12 protein-coding genes are annotated in these 20,560 nt (G+C 33.5%); 9 read left to right on the top strand and 3 right to left on the bottom strand.

Going from position 1 to position 20,560, the window contains the following annotated elements:
* Positions 1–171: 171 nt before the first annotated feature.
* On the bottom strand, positions 172–1,614 hold the full coding sequence (locus tag C8C87_RS11485) for an alpha-amylase (protein ID WP_121342702.1): 1,443 nt from the start codon (positions 1,612–1,614) through the stop codon (positions 172–174).
* A 760-nt stretch (positions 1,615–2,374) separates the two neighbouring features.
* On the opposite strand from C8C87_RS11485, the gene C8C87_RS11480 reads away from it, so the two are divergent.
* The 6 genes from C8C87_RS11480 (at position 2,375) to C8C87_RS11450 (ending at position 13,163) form a co-directional block, all read left to right on the top strand.
* Positions 2,375–3,805, top strand: coding sequence for a peptidylprolyl isomerase (locus C8C87_RS11480; RefSeq protein WP_121342701.1), 1,431 nt, complete (start codon positions 2,375–2,377; stop codon positions 3,803–3,805).
* A 118-nt stretch (positions 3,806–3,923) separates the two neighbouring features.
* Positions 3,924–4,877 carry a MoxR family ATPase gene (locus C8C87_RS11475; protein WP_121342700.1) on the top strand — a complete coding sequence of 318 codons (954 nt, stop codon included), beginning with the start codon at positions 3,924–3,926 and terminating at the stop codon, positions 4,875–4,877.
* A gap of 403 nt (positions 4,878–5,280) precedes the next feature.
* Positions 5,281–8,052, top strand: coding sequence for a bifunctional aconitate hydratase 2/2-methylisocitrate dehydratase (locus C8C87_RS11470; RefSeq protein ID WP_121342699.1), 2,772 nt, complete (start codon positions 5,281–5,283; stop codon positions 8,050–8,052).
* 121 nt (positions 8,053–8,173) lie between these two features.
* Positions 8,174–10,441: an aconitate hydratase gene (locus C8C87_RS11465; protein ID WP_121342698.1), complete on the top strand. Its 2,268-nt coding sequence runs from the start codon at positions 8,174–8,176 to the stop codon at positions 10,439–10,441.
* A 199-nt stretch (positions 10,442–10,640) separates the two neighbouring features.
* Positions 10,641–10,961, top strand: a complete 321-nt coding sequence (locus tag C8C87_RS11460) for a panthothenate synthetase (RefSeq protein WP_099714555.1) — start codon at positions 10,641–10,643, stop codon at positions 10,959–10,961.
* 702 nt (positions 10,962–11,663) lie between these two features.
* Positions 11,664–13,163, top strand: a complete 1,500-nt coding sequence (locus tag C8C87_RS11450) for a LysM peptidoglycan-binding domain-containing protein (protein ID WP_121343358.1) — start codon at positions 11,664–11,666, stop codon at positions 13,161–13,163.
* An 89-nt stretch (positions 13,164–13,252) separates the two neighbouring features.
* On the opposite strand, the gene C8C87_RS11445 is transcribed toward C8C87_RS11450, so the two are convergent.
* Together C8C87_RS11445 and C8C87_RS11440 are read right to left on the bottom strand one after the other, a co-directional pair.
* Positions 13,253–13,711, bottom strand: coding sequence for a VOC family protein (locus C8C87_RS11445; protein ID WP_121342696.1), 459 nt, complete (start codon positions 13,709–13,711; stop codon positions 13,253–13,255).
* Between the two features lie 24 nt (positions 13,712–13,735).
* Positions 13,736–14,791, bottom strand: coding sequence for a glycosyltransferase family 9 protein (locus C8C87_RS11440; protein WP_121342695.1), 1,056 nt, complete (start codon positions 14,789–14,791; stop codon positions 13,736–13,738).
* A 420-nt stretch (positions 14,792–15,211) separates the two neighbouring features.
* Here C8C87_RS11440 and C8C87_RS11435 point away from each other — a divergent pair, with 420 nt between their 5' ends.
* The 3 genes from C8C87_RS11435 (at position 15,212) to C8C87_RS11425 (ending at position 20,556) form a co-directional block, all read left to right on the top strand.
* Positions 15,212–15,814, top strand: a complete 603-nt coding sequence (locus C8C87_RS11435) for an RNA polymerase sigma-70 factor (RefSeq protein ID WP_121342694.1) — start codon at positions 15,212–15,214, stop codon at positions 15,812–15,814.
* Positions 15,815–16,050: 236 nt separating this feature from the next.
* The gene (locus C8C87_RS11430; protein ID WP_121342693.1) at positions 16,051–17,163 is read left to right on the top strand and encodes a FecR family protein; all 1,113 of its coding nucleotides are present in this window, start codon (positions 16,051–16,053) and stop codon (positions 17,161–17,163) included.
* A 42-nt stretch (positions 17,164–17,205) separates the two neighbouring features.
* Positions 17,206–20,556, top strand: a complete 3,351-nt coding sequence (locus tag C8C87_RS11425; protein WP_121342692.1) for a SusC/RagA family TonB-linked outer membrane protein — start codon at positions 17,206–17,208, stop codon at positions 20,554–20,556.
* The last annotated feature ends 4 nt before the right edge of the window (positions 20,557–20,560 follow it).

The following is a 20,560-nucleotide window of genomic DNA, read 5'->3' as shown; positions in this document are numbered from 1 at the left end:
CAAAAGTACTATTTATAAATGCCATTTAAAAAAATTGTATACTCTAAATGGAGTAGGCGAGTTTTGAAGTTGCAATTCATGTGATTTTAAAGCAATATTAGTATTGTGAAGATTTACTAACTGATAAAAAAAAAGGCTGCCTTTTCAGACAGCCTTGATGGTATTTATGTGTTACATATTGATTGACCAAACAGAATATCCATTTGGTGGACACTGAATTTTAACCCATTTATCGCCTTGTGTTGTAGGAAACCAAGTTGAATTTCCTGTGAAATCTTTGATTTGTGCATTAGCCCAATTCGTTTGAATCCATCTTTCTTGCCAAGTTGATGAGTTGTTAATGTAAACCACTAAACCTGGATTTCCATTATAACCATTTCTTCGAGCGATATATTCATCAGTATCGGTGTATAAAATAGAAGTTGTTCCAGTTCCTTTATTATTGTGTATCCAAATAAGATTGTCCATTTTCGCTTTATTCAACCATTCCTCATAATCTCTGTAAAAAATAGTTGGATATCCTTCGTGAGTTAAAATATAAGCATACGCTAACTCTTTTTTCCAAATTTCATCGGTGTCATGATTAGAAACGAAAGTAACTGCTTTGTAAGGGTTTCTTTTCCACATCATGTCATCATTCAAAAGATTTAAATTGTTTCCGTCGAATGCATCGTTCATTTTATAATAACAGGCAAAGTCAAAAACAGAACTATTGGCATTATTTGCCCAATCATTCAGTATGTTTACGTTAGAATCCCATAACTCACCAACGGAGAATCCACCCACGTTTGCATTCCAATCTTTTATGACCCAAGGAGCAAAACCTTTAACGTAATCAAATCTCCATCCGTCAAATTTCATCGTATTTTTGTAATATTTACCAACTCCGTCTGCTCTTTTCCAAAGCCAGTCTTGAACATTTGGTACCACGTGAGCTAAATCGGGAAAGCCTCCAAAAGCACCTTCATCATTATTTCCGTATGCATTTTTATAAAAATCAGCACTGGTTCTAGGGAATTTGCCAGAAGCGACACCGGTAAAATTAGTATAGGTTTGCGTTCCTGTAAAAGGATTGTTTTCTAATTGTCCGCCGCTATTGTGATTTAAAACCATATCAGCATATACTTGCATGTTTTCGGCGTGCACTTTTGTTATCAGACTTTCTAGTTCTGTACGGGAACCGAATCTTGTTTCTACAGTTCCATTTTGATTGTAATTACCAAAATCAAAATAATCTGTAGGATCATATCCCATTGAGAAAGCACCATTTTGTGCTTTGGATACGGGAGGAAGCCAGATAGAACCAATCCCGGCATTTGACCAAGCCGTTATTTTGGCGTTAACAGTATTCCACCAGTTACCGCCGGCAGGAACGTCCCAATAGAATGCTTGCATCATAACACCACCGCCAGGATTTGCAACATATCTTCCGGTTGTGGAATTAGCTGATTTTCCGGTACTGAATGGTTGTCCGTCGTGATGCGTAACATTGATTACTTTGAATTGTGAAGCAGCAGCAGCAGAATCAGTTGCCAGATCGTCATTCGAATTACACGAATACATACCAACTAATAAGGCTGATAATAGATACGCTTTGAAATTTAGTTTTTTCATAAAAGGAATAAATTTGGTTAAATAATAGATTTTGGAGTATTAATTGAAAATAGTATACAATATGAATTTTAGATTTTTTTAAGGTTAGGGATTAAAACTCATTTTATTAAAATCAAAAAAATAAATGGAATAATTATTATAAATTTATTTTTACATTTAATTTTTTAATAATAAATCACTTTTTTAGCTAATTTATACAAATTCTTACGTGATGAGTATGCGAATTTTTTTAATTCTTAACGAAAACGTTGTAGTGTTTACAACTTTTTGAATATACTGCTAAAAATGAGAAATTTAAACCCTGATTTTTAATGCTTTTTCTGTTTTTGGAATGTTTTTTAAAGCAAAACTCGATTTGGAACAAATGAAACAGTGGAAAAAAGGAAAGTAGATTTTGCTAAAAACTAGAATGTTTAAAAAAGGGAAATAAAATGATACTGTTACAATTTAATAATGCACAATGGTGATTTTAATTTCGCCACTTCTAATGTTCAGTTTCTTTACGATTTAGGAGCTGAATATCGCAATCAATAAATGCGTTTATAATTTTTTGTTAATAGTAGGTAGGAAACTTGTATTATGTAATTGAATTGTTATTTTTGTTCGTTTTAAATTTAAAGAATGGTAAGAAATTGTATTATAAATTCAATTCGCTTCTTGATTCTTAAAGTGTATATTTGCCAAAATTATTCTGGCCTTTATAAAACAGGTTTAAAGACAGTTGAATAGGGATGTTTTACAATAAATACAAATTATAATAATGCCAATAAATAAAATACAAATGAGATCCATCAATAATAGAATTGCACTTACTTTTTTTGTTTTGCTTTTTTCCAGTGTTGTAGCAAGTGCTCAAGAAATTATTAAGGATAGTGTCATTACTCCGGTTAAAAAAATCCAATCCAATCAAAAACAAAAAATTGACGGTGTAATTGCCACGGTTGGGGATTATATCATACTTGATTCTGATATTGATAAGTCGTATCTTGAGATTTCTACTCAAGGTGGATCTGTAAAAGACATTACAAGATGTCAAATGTTAGGTAAATTATTGGAAGATAAATTATATGCACATCAAGCTATTCAAGATAGTATCGTAGTTACAGATGCTGAAGTGAAAGGTATGATGGAAGATCGTTTGAACTATATGGTAGAGCAAATTGGATCTTTAGACAAAGTGGTTAAGTACTACAAAAAAGATTCTGAGGAAGAATTCAGAACTTACTTCTCTGATATTTTAAAAGAAGGTAAGTTAAGTTCAGAAATGCAAAAGAAAATTGTTGATGCTGTAGAAATTACTCCTGAAGAAGTGCGTAATTATTTCAAGACAATACCTGCTACTGATCTTCCTTTTTTTGGTGTAGAATTAGAAGTAGCGCAAATTGTGGTAGCTCCTAAAGTTTCGGATGCCGATAAACAAAAGGTAATTGATAAACTGAATGGTTTTAAAAAGGAAATAGAAGAAGGTTCGAGTTTTTCTACTAAAGCAGTTTTATATTCTCAAGATCCGGGTTCAAGATCGAATGGAGGGTTTTATAAAATGAATCGTAAAACTCCATTTGTAAAAGAGTTTAAAGATGTTGCGTTTAGTCTTGCTGAAGGAGAAATTTCTGCTCCTTTTCAAACAGATTTTGGATATCATATCATTTATGTAGAAAAAATTAAAGGGCAAGAAATAGAATTACGTCATATATTATTGACACCAACAGTAACTGAAGAAGCGTTGAATGAAGCTAAAGAGAAAATTACTTTGATTAAAAAAAGAATCGAAGATAAAGAAATCACTTTTGCAGATGCAGCCAGAACATTATCTGATGAGAAAGAAACTAGAGCCAATGGTGGAGCTTTAATCAATCCAAAAACACAAGATACTCGTTTTGAATTGACAAAAATGGATCCTACTTTTTATAGTCAAGTTTCTAATTTAAAAGAGGGTGAAGTTTCTGCTCCAATATTAGAACAAGGTGAAGAAGGAAAGAAAACATTCAAACTAATTACTGTTACAAATAGAATTGATGAGCATGCGGCGGATTATGCCAAAGATTACATTAAAATAAAAGACTTGGCTTTAAAAAGCAAACAAATTACGACTATTGGAAAATGGTTTGATGAAAAGATTAAAGAAACGTACATCAAAATCATTGGAGAATATAGAGATTGTGATTTTACAAACAATTGGCTTAAAAAATAGTTTCCTTAATCATTTACCAGATTGGAATTAGGAATAAAAATTTTTCAATAAATAAATAAAAAGAGTTAGTTTTATGATTTCATAACGCTAACTCTTTTTAATTTTAAATACTTAATACATGTCAGACGTAGCAGCAATACATAACTTGGTTCAAAAAAGGAATGAGCTAAAAACGGAGATAGCAAAAATCATTGTAGGTCAGGATGATGTGGTAGATCAAATTTTACTTTGTATATTTTCTGGCGGGCATGCATTATTGGTAGGAGTTCCAGGATTGGCCAAAACATTGATGGTAAACACGCTTGCGCAAGCATTAGGACTTGATTTCAAAAGAATTCAGTTTACTCCGGATTTGATGCCTTCAGATATACTTGGAAGTGAAATACTAGATGAAAATCGTCATTTTAAATTTATAAAAGGGCCTATTTTTTCTAATATTATTTTGGCCGACGAGATAAACAGAACGCCACCAAAAACCCAAGCTGCTTTGTTGGAAGCGATGCAGGAGCGTTCGGTTACTATTGCGGGTGAAAACTATAAATTAGATTTGCCTTATTTTGTTTTGGCAACTCAAAATCCAATTGAGCAGGAAGGAACGTATCCTTTGCCCGAAGCTCAGTTAGACCGCTTCATGTTTGCCATAAAATTAGAATATCCTTCTTTTTTAGAAGAAGTTCAAGTGGTTAAGCAGACTACTTCTGATATAAAAAACACTATAAATCCATTATTTACTGCTCAAGAAATAATTGATTTTCAACAATTAATCCGTAGAATACCTGTTGCAGATAATGTAATTGAGTATGCAGTGACATTGGTCAGTAAAACAAGACCGGATAATCCGTTGTCTAATGAGTTTGTGAAAAATTATTTAGATTGGGGAGCTGGACCTCGTGCTTCTCAAAATTTAATTTTAGCTGCCAAGGCAAATGCTGCTTTTAATGGTAAATTTTCTCCGGATATTGAAGATGTAAAAGCTGTGGCTACCGGAATTTTACGCCATAGAATTATTAAAAATTATAAAGCTGATGCCGAAGGAATTACTGAAGAAGCTATTATTCAGAAGCTGATGTAATAATCTTTAATATTGAGAAAAAAGCCAAACAAATTTTTAAAATCTGTTTGGCTTTTTTGTTTTCACTTAATAGTGCAGTTTGACCAAAAAGAGCGTTTAAAAATGCAACTACAACTACAACGTTATAAGTGATAATTTAGAAAGGTTCTTAGCTGAAAACGGTGTAAAATCTCGCTCCCTAAGTATCGTTAAATTTCAACTTTCTCAAAGAAAAGATTTTAAATTGTTGATAATTCATTATTTTAATTTAAAATTGAATTTTTGACAATAAAAAGTAGTGAAACTCTTTATTTTGTAATAATAATTTTTGAAAAAGCTACATCTATTATATTTTTTTTAATTCTCGGCATTAATTCCTAAATTTGCGTACAAAAAATAAAAATACCAAGAAAAGACTTCTATTATGAATACTTATAAGGATTACATTCAAGAAATTGAAGAACGAAAAGGCCAGGGACTTAACCCAAAGCCAATTGATGGAGCCGAATTATTAAGCGAAATCATTGAACAAATTAAAGATTTGAGTAACGAGTACAGAGAGGATTCTCTTAAATTCTTTATTTACAATGTTGTTCCAGGAACTACTCCTGCAGCTAATGTGAAAGCTAAGTTTTTGAAGGAAATCGTTTTAGGTCAATCAGTAGTTGCTGAAATTAAGCCTGCTTTTGCTTTAGAGTTATTATCACATATGAAAGGTGGAACTTCTATAGCCGTTTTACTTGATTTAGCTTTAGGTGATGATGTTGCTATTGCAAAAGATGCTGCAGCTGTTTTAAAAACACAAGTTTATCTTTATGAAGCAGATACAGATCGTTTAGCTGAGGCTTTCAAAAACGGTAACGAAATTGCCAAGGATATTTTAGAAAGCTATGCTAAGGCAGAGTTCTTTACTAAATTACCTGAAATTGCAGAAGAAATTAAGGTAATTACTTTTATTGCTGGTGAAGGAGATATTTCAACAGATTTACTTTCTCCAGGAAATCAAGCGCACTCGCGTTCAGATCGTGAATTGCACGGTAAATGCTTAATTTCACCAGAAGCACAAGCTGAAATCAAAGCGTTAGCAGAAGCGAATCCTGATAAGAGCGTGATGTTAATCGCTGAAAAAGGTACTATGGGTGTGGGATCTTCAAGAATGTCAGGTGTGAACAACGTGGCGCTTTGGAGTGGAAAACAAGCAAGCCCTTATGTTCCATTTATTAATATTGCGCCAATCGTTGCAGGAACAAATGGTATTTCCCCGATTTTCCTTACTACTGTAGATGTTACTGGTGGTATTGGTTTGGACCTTAAAAACTGGGTAAAAAAATTAGATGAAAATGGTAATCCTGTTCGTAATGAAAGTGGTGATCCTATTTTAGAAGAAGTTTACTCTGTTGCTACTGGTACGGTTCTTACAATCAATACAAAGACAAAGAAACTTTACAGCGGAGATAAAGAATTGATTGATATTTCTAAGGCATTTACCCCTCAGAAAATTGAATTTATAAAAGCTGGTGGTTCTTACGCTATTGTGTTTGGGAAAAAATTACAAACATTTGCATCAAAGACTCTTGGTATTGTTATTGTACCTGTATATGCTCCGTCAAAAGAAGTTTCTATTGAAGGGCAAGGTCTTACGGCAGTAGAAAAAATATTTAATAAAAACGCGGTTGGAACAACTCCAGGTAAAGTTTTACACGCTGGTTCTGATGTTCGTGTTACCGTAAATATTGTTGGTTCACAAGATACAACTGGTTTGATGACCTCTCAGGAATTAGAGTCTATGGCTGCAACTGTGATTTCTCCAATAGTTGACGGTGCTTACCAATCAGGTTGTCACACTGCTTCAGTATGGGATAGTAAATCTAAAGCAAATATTCCGAGACTGATGAAATTTATGAATGACTTCGGTTTGATCACGGCTCGTGATCCGAAAGGCGTTTATCATTCCATGACGGATGTAATTCATAAAGTACTTAATGATATTACTGTAAACGAATGGGCTATCATCATTGGTGGTGACTCTCATACCAGAATGTCAAAAGGTGTTGCTTTTGGTGCTGACTCAGGAACAGTTGCTTTGGCTTTGGCTACAGGTGAAGCTTCAATGCCAATTCCAGAATCTGTGAAGGTGACTTTCAAAGGAGATATGAAAGGATACATGGATTTCCGTGACGTGGTTCATGCTACACAATCTCAAATGCTTAAAACATTTGGTGGAGAGAATGTATTCCAAGGAAGAATTATTGAGGTTCACTTAGGAACGCTGAATGCGGATCAAGCATTTACTTTTACGGATTGGACTGCAGAAATGAAAGCAAAAGCTTCTATCTGTATTTCTGAAGATTATACCTTGATTGAATCTCTTGAGATGGCAAAAGGTAGAATTCAGATCATGATTGATAAGGGAATGGATAACAAAAATCAAGTACTGAAAGGATTGATTGCTATTGCTGATAAGAGAATTGCTGAGATTATTTCAGGTGAAAAACCAGCGCTAAGACCGGATGCAAACGCTAAGTATTACGCTGAAGTTGTCGTAGATCTTGATGTAATTGCTGAGCCAATGATTGCGGATCCTGATGTGAATAATGCTGATGTTTCTAAAAGATACACACACGATACTATTAGACCATTATCTTTCTATGGAGGGGTTAAAAAAGTAGATCTTGGATTTATTGGATCTTGTATGGTTCATAAGGGTGATATGAAAATTCTAGCTCATATGCTTAAGAACATTGATGAGCAAGAAGGTAAAGTAGAATTCAAAGCGCCACTAGTTGTAGCTCCGCCTACTTATAATATTGTTGATGAGTTAAAAGCAGAAGGTGACTGGGAAATTTTACAAAAATATTCTGGTTTCGAATTTGACGATAATGTTCCTAAAGCTGCAGCACGTACTTCATATGAAAATATGTTATATCTAGAACGTCCGGGTTGTAACCTTTGTATGGGTAACCAGGAAAAGGCGGCAAAAGGAGATACCGTTATGGCAACATCTACACGTCTTTTCCAAGGAAGAGTTGTAGAAGATACTGAAGGTAAAAAAGGAGAGTCTTTACTTTCTTCTACACCAGTTGTAGTTTTGTCAACAATCCTTGGTAGAACTCCAACAATAGAAGAATATAAAACGGCGGTAGAAGGTATTAATCTAACCAAGTTTGCACCTTCTCATAAGTTATTAGTTAAATAATTCACATAATTAGTTAATTATAATTTAAAAGCCTGAGTCATTAGACTCAGGCTTTTTTTTATACTCTATTTTTTTGTATCTTGTGGTGAAGAAATAGAATAACAAAAAACACCTATATATTATGGCTTTTGATATTGAAATGATTAAAAAAGTGTACGACAACATGACAACTCGTGTTGATAAGGCACGCGAAATAGTTGGCCGTCCGCTTACTTTAACAGAGAAAATTTTGTACAATCACCTTTGGGATGGAATGCCATCAACTGCTTTTGGAAGAGGTGTTGATTATGTGGATTTTGCCCCGGATAGAGTTGCTTGTCAAGATGCAACGGCTCAAATGGCATTGTTGCAATTTATGCACGCTGGTAAAAAGAAAGTTGCAGTTCCTACAACGGTGCATTGTGATCACTTGATTTTGGCTAAAAATGGAGCTGAATTTGATTTAGCTGCAGCAAATACACAATCTAAAGAAGTTTTTGACTTCCTTTCTTCAGTGTCTGATAAATACGGAATTGGTTTTTGGAAACCAGGTTCGGGAATTATTCACCAAATCGTTTTGGAGAATTATGCCTTCCCAGGAGGTTTGATGATTGGTACTGATTCGCATACTGTAAATGCAGGTGGATTAGGAATGTTAGCTATTGGTGTTGGTGGAGCTGATGCTGTAGATGTAATGTCAGGAATGTCATGGGAATTAAAATTTCCAAAATTAATAGGTGTAAAATTAACTGGAAAACTTTCCGGTTGGACTGCACCAAAAGATGTTATCCTTAAAGTAGCTGATATTCTTACTGTAAAAGGTGGAACAGGAGCTATCGTTGAATATTTTGGAGAAGGCGCTACTTCAATGTCATGTACTGGAAAAGGAACTATTTGTAATATGGGTGCCGAAATTGGTGCTACCACATCTACATTTGGTTATGACGAGTCCATGAGAAGATACCTTTCTGCAACAGGTCGTCAAGATGTAGTAGATGCTGCTGATAAGGTAGCGTCTTATTTAACTGCTGATCCAGAAGTGTATGCAAACCCAGAAACATATTTTGACCAAGTAATCGAAATTAATCTTTCTGAATTAGAACCACACATAAATGGTCCTTTTACTCCGGATCGCGGTACGCCAGTTTCTCAGATGAAAGCTGAAGCTGCTGCAAACGGATGGCCAATTAAAGTAGAATGGGGATTAATCGGTTCTTGTACTAACTCTTCTTACGAAGATATGGCTCGCGCTGCATCTATCGTAAATCAGGCAGTTGAATTAGGAATCAGCCCAAAGGCTGAATTTGGTATCAACCCAGGTTCGGAGCAAATTAGATATACAATCGAAAGAGATGGAATTATCGCTACTTTCGAAAAAATGGGAACCAAAGTCTTTACTAATGCTTGTGGACCATGTATTGGACAATGGGATAGAGCTGGCGCTGATAAAGGAGAGAAAAATACAATCGTGCACTCTTTCAACCGTAACTTCTCTAAACGTGCCGACGGTAACCCAAACACACACGCTTTTGTAACGTCTCCAGAAATGGTTGCTGCATTAGCAATTTCAGGGCGTTTGGATTTCAATCCTATTACTGATACTTTAATCAACGATAACGGGGAAGAAGTAAAACTAACCGCTCCTTATGGTGATGAATTGCCTAAAAAAGGTTTCGCAGTAGAAGATGCAGGTTTTCAAGCACCAGCAGCTGATGGATCAGGTGTTCAAATCCTAGTTAGCGAAACTTCAGACCGTTTGCAATTATTGGCACCATTCCAACCTTGGGATGGTAAAAATATTACTGGAGCTAAATTATTGATTAAGGCTTTCGGAAAATGTACTACAGATCACATCTCTATGGCTGGTCCATGGTTGCGTTTCCGCGGTCACTTAGATAACATTTCTAATAATATGTTGATTGGAGCAGTTAATGCTTTTACAGAAAAAACCAATTCGGTTAAAAATCAATTAACGGGTACCTATGATGCCGTTCCTGCCGTAGCACGTGCATATAAAGCAGCTGGAGTTCCATCTATTGTTGTGGGAGATCACAATTATGGAGAAGGATCTTCTCGTGAGCATGCAGCTATGGAGCCTCGTTTCTTAGGGGTTCAAGCAGTATTAGTAAAATCATTTGCTCGTATCCACGAAACAAACCTTAAAAAACAAGGACTTTTAGGATTGACATTTGCTAACGAAGCAGATTACGATAAAATCCAGGAAGATGATACAATCAACTTCATCGATTTGGTAGATTTTGCTCCAGGAAAGCCATTAACTCTAGAATTCGTTCATGCAGATGGAACCAAAGATATTATCTTGGCAAACCATACCTATAACGAAGGGCAAATTGGCTGGTTTGTAGCTGGTTCAGCATTAAACTTAATTGCTGCTGCCAGTAACGCATAAGTAAATTAAAATATTTATATTCAAAACTCTCAAGGAAACTTGGGAGTTTTTTTGTTTTATGGGTTTTTTTAGAAGAACAATATTCGTTTTTTAACGGCATGTTAATTTAAGTTAAAGTATTGATAATGAGTATTTTATTAGAGATACGGATTGTGTTATTTTGTATCTTTAGTTACTATTAATCTTAAATCTTATTGCTATGAGAATGTTAGTCAATGTTATCTTTCCTATTGAGCCTTTCAACTCAATGACTAGAAATGGAACAGCTGGCGAAATCATTAGTCGAGTGATTAATGATATCAAACCAGAGAGTATTTATTTTTCTGAACAAGACGGTCATCGAGGCGCTATTATGGTAGTTGAAGTTCCTGATGCGTCTGCAATTCCATCTATTGCTGAACCTTGGTTTTTAAATTTTGAAGCCAATTGCGAATTTAGAATAGCGATGACTCCTGATGATTTAATGCGAGCTAACCTCTCTAAACTTGCTGAAAAGTGGAGTGATATTCATGTAGTATAAACCAAACGAGAGAATTAACAGCGCCACTTCAAATAAAATGAGGTGGTTTTTTTTGAGCTATTTCCCGCTGACCGTTTCAAGCTTTTTTGCGCAATTGCTTTTTTCCAAGATAAAAAAGGAGCTTCTTTTAGTCGCTCTTTTTTCTCAGGAAAAATAGGCAATTCCGCTTCAAAAGGCTTTTCACTTTCATCAGGGCTACAAGTCATGAACCAGAATTTCAATCCCTATTTATTGATTTGAAACAAAATTTTATTTTAAAAAAGAAAAGGGCTATAAGCCGAAAATACGGGCAAAATTCAAAAAACAAGTCGAAATTTTATTTTTTGAACGTTAAAATTAAAAAAAAGGCTGTGTTTTTTGATTAAATCTCTTATATTAGCTTTTTTGAAAAATTAATTATTCAAAGGAGCTTTTTTGATAGTTTTTTTAAATCAACCTTCTTTAGAATTTTTATTTTCAGCCCAACAATACAATAGGATTGTACGGCGTTACTATTTCACCTGCTTTTGCAATTGAAATAAAAAATCAACTAGAATTTAAAATGAACACATTCTGAACCTCTTTTTATAAAAGAGATAAGGATTATTTTTACAATTTTTTAAATAAAAAAGTAAAAAAGCAAACCATAGCGAGATTTAATAATTATATCCCGAAATCGCTGTGTAGAATAAAAATGGGGTAAGTAATTTGAAATAAATGAATATGAGTTTAAGATTAATTGTAACATTGTTTTTATTGAATAGTATCGTTCTTTTTTCTCAGGAAAATATCACGAAGCACACCATCGTAAAAGGAGAAACAATTTCTAGTATTGCTGAGAAATATGATGTTAAACAAAGCGCTATTTTCAAATTAAATCCAAATGCAAAAAATCTATTAAAACTCAATTCCATTTTATTAATTCCTGTAGCAGCTACAAAAAAGACAAATACTAAATCTAAGGTTGCAGCAAATTACTCCGCAAAAGAACATGAAGTACTTGCCAAAGAAACGCTTTACGGAATTGCAAAACAATACGGAATCTCCCTAAAAGAATTAAATGAACTTAATCCAACGTTAGAATCTACAGGATTAAAAATAGGTCAAAAAATTATAATTCCTGCAAACGCATCTTCAACGGAAGTAGCTGTTGCTCCTCAAGCCAAAAAGGTTTCTCAAAAACCGGAATTAGTAGTTACTCCCCAAGTAATCGAAACTGAAAAATCCACTACGGAACAAACCACGATAGAAGTCCTACCAAAAGAATCAAAATATTCTATCGCAAGAAAATACGGAATTACGGTTAAAGAATTAGACAAAGCCAATCCAACTTTAGGTACTAAAGCACTTAGAGTGGGTCAAAAAATAACGATTCCAGGAAATGGAATACCAGTGACTGAAGTAGCAGTTGCGCCACAGCCAAACAAAGAATTACCAACTGCTGAAGCTGTAGTTATTGCAGAGCCCGTTACAATTACACCTAAAACAGAAGAGCCAGTAGTTTCTCAGCCAAAAATAGATTTGCCAAAATCAGAAGTTATAGCTGTTTCTCAACCTAATGAATCGCCAAGCGCAATCTCAGATAATATTGTTCGCGAAGTGTTGCCAAAAGAAACTAAATATGGTATTGCTAAACAATACGGAATTTCGGTTCAGGAATTAGAAAAACAAAATCCAGAAGTTAAAAACGGGCTTCGTGTAGGGGCTAAATTGAACATTCGTACAAATAATGCACCAGTAGAAAATAATGCTGTTGTTAGCATCGATAGCAATAATGCAACTACAATTGAAAATACTACAATTGATTTTAACAATACGTTAAAGCCTACTTTTAGTCATGATTTTCTGGATCAATTGATAGAACGCGCTTCAGAAAACATAGGAACAAGATACCGTTCTGGAGGAACTTCAAAAGCAGGATTTGACTGTTCCGGTTTAATGTGTACTACTTTTGGTGCATTCGATATAAAGTTGCCAAGAACATCAAGAGAACAATCCGGTATTGGTACTAAAATAAATACTGAAGAAGCTCAAAAAGGAGATTTAATTTTCTTTAAAACAAATGGTAGAAGCCAAATTAATCATGTAGGTATGGTGGTAGAAGTTTGTGAAGGAGAAATAAAATTCATTCACTCTTCAGTGAGTAATGGAGTTATTATTTCCTCAACCAAAGAAAAATATTATGAGAAAAATTTCTCCCAAATAAATAGAGTTTTACAGTAATTCTAATTGGTGAATTTCAAAAAAATATAACGAATAAAAAACGAAACTCCTCAGGCAACTGAGGAGTTTCGTTTTTTTAGTTTTACAGTTTAGTGTTGCTCGGCACTATTTATTTCAATCCAATAGCCATCTGGATCCTGTATGTATATTTGTTTGATTCCGTCTGCTCTAACGGTGATCGTGTCAAGTTTCCCCGGCCAGTCAGAATATGTAATTTTTAAAGCTTTAAGTGCTTGAATCAATGCGTCAAAATTAGCTGATTTAAACGCAAGATGTACTGCTTTGTTTATCGTAACAGGTCCTTTAATGGTGGAAACTAAGTGTAATTCTTTACCATCACCCAATGAAACCCAACGAATGCCTTCTTTTCGTGTAAGATTGGTAATTTCTGAAAGTTTCAAAACATTAGTATAGAAATCAACGGAGCGATCCAAGTCTTTTACTGAAAGTGCCATGTGGTCCAACTTCAAAGCATAGGTGTTGGTATTCTGGGCGCAAAGTGTTCCAGTGATTACAAATACAATTAGGAATACAGCTATTTTTTTCATGGATAATTTGCTTTATACTTTTAATTAATTCTTACCAAGAAGAATGTTATTGATTACTTTGATCGATTCCTCGGTTGTGCTGGTATTGGTGTTTATGGCCACACTGTTATTGTTGTAAGGGGCATATTTGTTTTGATTAAGACGAGAAAATAAACCCACAGTAGGTGTTAGTGAAGCGCTGGCCAAATGCATAATTCCACTGTCGGCACCAATGAAAATTTCTGTATTTGCAATTACTGAACCAATTTCCCGAATGTCTTTGCTATAAAAAGTAGGTGCTTTAAATCCTATTTGTGAAATATTTTCTACCGGTAAAATTTCTATAATATTGTAATCTTCAAACTTTGTTTTTAATTGCTGATAGAAATCTTCCCACCAAGTTTCTGAATAGCATTTGTCATCTGTTGCATAGGTGAAAATAGCAATAGTTTTTTTGTCATTAGGAACTATTTTGTCTATTGTTTTTTTGCCTTCGGCAAGTTCGGCATGACTTAATTTAAGGTCTAATGATGGAACTGGATTTTCCTTTTCTTGAAATCCTAATTTGGTTAAAAAACTTCTAAATTCATACACCGGATACTTGGCAATGTGCTCGTAATCTTTATGTTTTAATGCAATGTTTTCATCAACTTCGCCAAAAAACTTATATTTCGCATCTGCAAACTGAGCCGATAATCGTCCAGATGAAGAACCTTTATCAACATTTATAACTATGTCATAGCGTTGCCTTTTGATTTTTATCCAAACTTGAAAATAAGCGATTAGGTTTTTAAAGGGCTTTTTTGGAAGTTCAATAATATAATTGATGTTTTCGTAGTTTTGAAAAACAATTGGCGCAAGCCCTCCTTTTACAAATAAATCAATTTTACATTCTGGGAAAGTGGCTATTACGTCTTGTACCAGAGGTGTAATTAGCAATAGGTTTCCTAATCTATGATTGGGTCTGGAAATTAATACTCTTTTGATTTCAATTTTTTGAGTCAAATCTATATGTTGATTCTTCTGGGAACTGCCGATATTTTTAGTAAGGCTTCGAGTTAAAATCCTTCGGAATACATTTACTTTTTTTAAGATACTCATGCTTTTAAAATATTATATGGTATTGAAATTATTTTTAAATATAAAATTGAAAAGGTGTTTTTATTCTTTTACAGAATATAAAATAATTAACACCACCTAAAACGGATTACCTAACGGACAAATATACAATATAGAAGCTAATAATATTTGTAGCTTATCAAGATTACTTTAATCTTAAGGATGGCTTGATATGGACGTTTTTTTGAGGCGTTATAAAATCAAAAAGATAAAAGACACGATGCTGTTTTGTTTATTTATAAGAGTGAATTTTTTGCATCCTCTTTTCTGAAACTATCTGCTTTTCAGTTGGACTGAATTCAAATTGTTTTCCCAGTAGATTCAAAATAATAGTTAACTATAAATTAGTTGAATTATTTTTCTAATTTAGCTTTTTTACAAAACAGCGTGTTATTTTATTTAATGAAAGAAATAAAACATAATGAATTAGACCAATTCAGAGCCTTTAAAGAGGGAGATGACTTTGCGTTTAATTTTTTTTTCAATAAATATTATAATCGTGTTTTGGGCTTCAGCATTCAATTTTTATACGATAAGGATGAAGCTAAAAATGTTACTCAAGAGGTCTTTTTGAAATTATGGATCAACAAGGACAAAATTGAAACTGCAAATGGTATTCTACCTTTTCTCTATACGTATGCAAAATCAATATGCTTAAATCTTTTAAGGCATAATAAAGTAAAAGACAAATTTAAAAATGAATTATTGAATCAAAAAGAGAGAGAATTAGATACTCAAATCTTGAATTCAATACATTTTGATTCCCTAGAATTAACCGAATTAGAAGTTTTGATAAATAAAGTAATTGCTGAACTTCCTGAAAAAACAAAACAAGTTTACTTAAAAAAACGTTTTGAGAATAAAAAAAATGAAGAAATCGCTGCTGAAATGGGTGTGAGCCAAAAAGCGGTTGAAGCCCATATAACAAAGGCTTTAAAGATTTTAAAAGAACAATTGTCAGACTATTTGCCTTCCTTTATCATTATCACTTTACTAAATAGTTAAAAAATAATTAAATTTTAACATAGGGTATTTCAATTGTTAAGTGTACTTACTTAGACGATAGGAATATGGCTTACGAAATGTTTTTTTATTTACAAGAAAATTAGCTTCAAGCTTTACCTCTGAATATATAATAATGATTACAAAATCATTTGTTCCGTTTATTCTATAAATGAATAGTTGTCACAGTTTCTAAAAGTTACTCGTAAAAAGCGTTTGTTCAAACTAAAAATATTAATATGATTTCTGACTTGATTTATAAATATTTAGACAATGAAACTTCTGAAGAAGAGGTTCTTATTGTTTTTAGATGGATTGAAACTTCTGAAGAGAATAAAAAACAATTTATTGCTTTAAAAAAGGCATGGGCGTTTACAGCAATGTCTAATGAAAACCCATCATTAGCTATAAAAGATTTTTACAAGAAAAAGCAAAAGACTGGCACAAATAAACTGTACACAATTTTGCGATATGCAGCAATTGTGCTCGTGTTTATTGGTTTAGGAAGAACCGCAACAGAGCTGAATAACCCTTTAGGAAATACTTCAAAAGAGATTGTTTTGGAATTAAGCAATGGAGCAGTAGAATATATTACTAAAGACCAACATAAAAAAGTAGTAGATGACAAAGGAAAACCAATTGCAGAGCAAAGTCACGATGAAATTATTTATCATGGTCATGTAGCGAATAATGAAGTGGTTTATAATACGCTTAAAGTTCCTTATGGTAAAACATTCAAAGTAACACTTTCAGATGGTACTATGGTTCATTTGAATGCCGGAACAACATTTAAGTATCCGCAACAATTTGGTATAAATAATAATAGAAAAGTTTATTTAACCGGAGAAGCTTTTTTTGATGTAGCCAAAGATAAATTACACCCATTCATAGTGGAGTCAAACCAAGTCAGTATTGAAGTTCTTGGGACAAAGTTTAATCTGACAGCTTATCCTGATGATAAGCAAATACATACTGTTTTAGTAGAAGGCAGCGTGCTATTATCAGAGAATGCTAACCAGAAAAACAGTAAAATTTTATCTCCGAACCACATAGGAACATGGGATGAATCTTCAAAAAAGTTTGCCATAGAAACGGTAGATGTTGATTTATTTACGGCTTGGGTTCAAGGAGAACTTGTTTTTAAAGAGGCATCTTTTGGTTCCATCTGTAAAAGAATGGAGCGTGCTTTTGATGTTACTATTGTAAACACAAACAGCAATCTAGTCGCACAAAAATTTACAGGAACAATTAAGATTAAAGAATCTAAAGTAGAAGATATTCTAGACTTGTTAAAGCTGGATACTCCATTTAAATATACCAAAAAAGAAGGCAGTATAAGAATAACCAATTAAACAACAACTAACTAACAACTAACTAACCAAAATTTGAATTACATGACGTTTACATTACACCCCTATTTGCAAAAGCTCTTAATGACTTGTGGGATAGTCTTAATGAGTATGAATGCTTTTTCCCAAACAAAAGATAAGACCATTACTTTAAATTTTAAAGAACAACCACTAAGTCAAGTTATAAAATTCATAGAACAGCAAACTAATTTTCGGATTATTTACAATGTTAATAAAATTGATGTGAATCAAAAAGTAACTGTTGCAGTAAAAAATGTCAAGCTTGAAGACGCTTTGAAAAAACTTTTCAAAGACAAGAAAATCTCTTTTTTTATACAAAAAGAGCAAATATTATTACTCGAAATTACGAGTAATGAACCTTTAGAAGAAAAAGAGCGTTTTATAAAAGGTGTTGTTTTAGATGACAAAGAAAAACTACCCATTCCTGGTGCAACCATTTTGGTAAAAGGCACCTCGACTGGAGCTATAAGTGACAGCAACGGAAAATTTGTCTATTTATTAAAAGGAGATGACATAGCAAATACTGTTTTAGAAGTATCCTATCTTGGGATGAAACTACAAAGTTTCCGGGTGGGAAATTCATTTGATTTTGTTTTTAATATGGAACAGTTTACAGATGAGTTGGATCAAGTGGTTATTACTTCATCCTACGGTACAAAAAAACTAAAAGAGGAAATAGTAGGAAGTATTTCTACTTTGAACGCCAAAGATTTAGCAGTAGAACAAGCTTCCGAAAGTATTGATAAAATAGTAGGAGGACAAATTGCTGGGGTGTTAATAGAAAATACTTCGGGGATTGGTGGTCCGGTTAAAATTAATATACGGGGTCAAGGAAGCTTAAGTTCTTTAACTAATTCTAATTTAGGGACTTCTACACAGCCTTTAATCATTGTTGATGGTGTGATAATGAGTGAAGAAGTAGGTATTGATAGTCAGTTTTTTGATGCTAACGGTACTTTTTCTGAAAATCTATCCAATCCTCTCGCTCAAATATCACCGGAAAATATCGAAAGTTTTACGGTGCTAAAAGATGCAGCTGCAGTAAGTATTTATGGTGCTGATGGTGCTAATGGTGTAATTCTTATTACTACTAAAAAAGGTAAAAAGGGAAAAGCAAAATTTGGTTTTTCTAATCAGCTTGGGATTTCCTCAGCTATTAATCAAATTAAATATTTAAGTGGATCTCAATACAATGACTTCAGAAATGAATACTTAAAAAACAGTCAAACAAATTACACACCTGTTGCTTATAATGGTATAAATACGGATTGGTTTGATTTGCTGAACGTTGCGGGAATTTACAATAAATATAATTTTAATGTTTCTGGAGCCAATTCTAAGTTGTCCTATCGTAGCAGTTTGAGTTACCTTACAATCGACGAACCACAAAAAGGAAATAAAACACAACAATTAAACGCTGGTATAAATCTGGGTTACCGCGTAGATAAATTTGATGTCAGCCTGTCTTTGAATCCTAGTTACATTCAAAAAAACGCACCAAATATTTATTACAGTTATGCTTTTGTTCCTACTATTTCTCCATATAATGCGGATGGTTCGTATGCTAATGTAGGTGTGTCGGGTTTAGGGAATCCTTTGGCAGCTATTGAGCAAAATAAAAATATAACGGACAGTTATGGTCTTTTGGGAAGTTTAAATGCTTCTTATGAATTCAACAAATTTTTAAGTTTTTCGACACTTTTTGGGATAGATTATAAAGACAAAACGCAAGACAGATATTTCTCAGGAGCCAATGAAAGTGGTCAATACAACGGCTCATTTACTTTAGAAGGAATTCAATACCCAAACTGGGGAAGACGTCTTTTGAACGAGAGAAATTCGACTAAGTGGAACTGGCAAGGACAAGCTTTATTCAATAAAACGTTCAATTTGGATCATAATATTGATGGAATTCTTGGTTTTGAGTTGTCTAATGATAAAGCTAATTTTAATTATTCATCGGGTAGAGGTTTTGTGAATCCAAATGGCATTAATAGTATCAACGATGCAATACAAGATGATGACCCGTTGACTACAGTAGACGAATCATCCGGAAATCAGACCTTTGGAGACGATATTAGTTACAGCTCACGAGTGTCTTTTTTTTCACAGTTTAACTACAATTATAAAAAGAGATATTACTTTTTAGGGAATTTTAGGCGTGATGAAAGTTCGGTATTTGGAGATGATACTAATGTTGCTTTAAATGGCGGAGCTGGGTTGAGTTGGATTACCAGTAATGAGGATTTTATGAAATCGAATAGTATAATTGACCTCCTAAAATTTAAAATCAGTTATGGAACTACAGGCAATTCAAGAATAGGATCGTACCGCTCAAAAGGGCTTTATATCTTGAGTCAAAACGGATATAATGGAGCGCAAGGTTCTTATCCCTCTGAAGCACCAAACGGGAATCTGAGTTGGGAGAAAAACACAAAATTTAACGCAGGTGTCGATTTTAATTTTTTGGGTAGGGTAGAATTGTCTTTAGAATATTTTTACGATGATTTAAAAAATTTAATAACAACTAGAGATATCCCAACAGAAACAGGTTATAGTTCCATCCAATTAAATGCTGCCAGTATGTATAATAAAGGATTGGAATTTACAACCCGAATTAAGTGGTTGCAAAGCGATAGTTTTAAATGGACGACATCTTTTAATATTTCGACGGTAAAAAATAAAGTTACGGAGCTTGTTGGTTTAGGAAGTGAATTTTCTACTGCAGAGATCGCTCTTGCTCAAAAAGTTGGGTATAGTACATCAACAATTTGGGGGATAAAGTGGGTAGGTGTTGATCCTGCAACTGGTAGAGATCTTTTAGAAAAAGACGGGCAGGTTTATGATGCTGCAACCTATAGCAGTTTATTTGATGCTGCTGATTGGGTTCCTATTGGCGATAATCAACCTAAAGCTTATGGAGGTTTTAATAATAGTTTTACAATTAAAAACAATATTGTTTTATCCATAAGAGGCGCGTTTCAATTGGGTGGAGATTATTTAGTAGATAACAGTCTTATCTCAAAATATAACATTACCTCTAATAGAAACCTTTCTGTCAATGCCTATGATTATTGGAGAAATCAAGGAGATGTAGTTTCACAGCCTTTGGTAATCAGCAATACAACCCTCATTCCTAATTTAAGTAAATTTTTATACGACGCTACTTATTTAAAAATCAGTAATATTAATTTAAGCTACAATGTTCCTATTAAAAAGACCTTTTTAGACGCATTATCTGTTTTTGTTGATGTTTCGAATGCGATGTATTGGTACAAAGACAAAAGTCCGTCTGGTATGAATGGAATACGTGAATTTAACTTTACCTATCCACAAGCAAGAACAATTTCTTTAGGGTTTAATACTAAATTTTGATACG

The organism is Flavobacterium sp. 120 (assembly GCF_003633605.1).
GTDB lineage: Bacteria > Bacteroidota > Bacteroidia > Flavobacteriales > Flavobacteriaceae > Flavobacterium > Flavobacterium algoritolerans.
The sequence above is the reverse complement of the archived record's forward strand: the minus strand, read 5'-3'. Positions and strand labels throughout refer to the sequence as shown.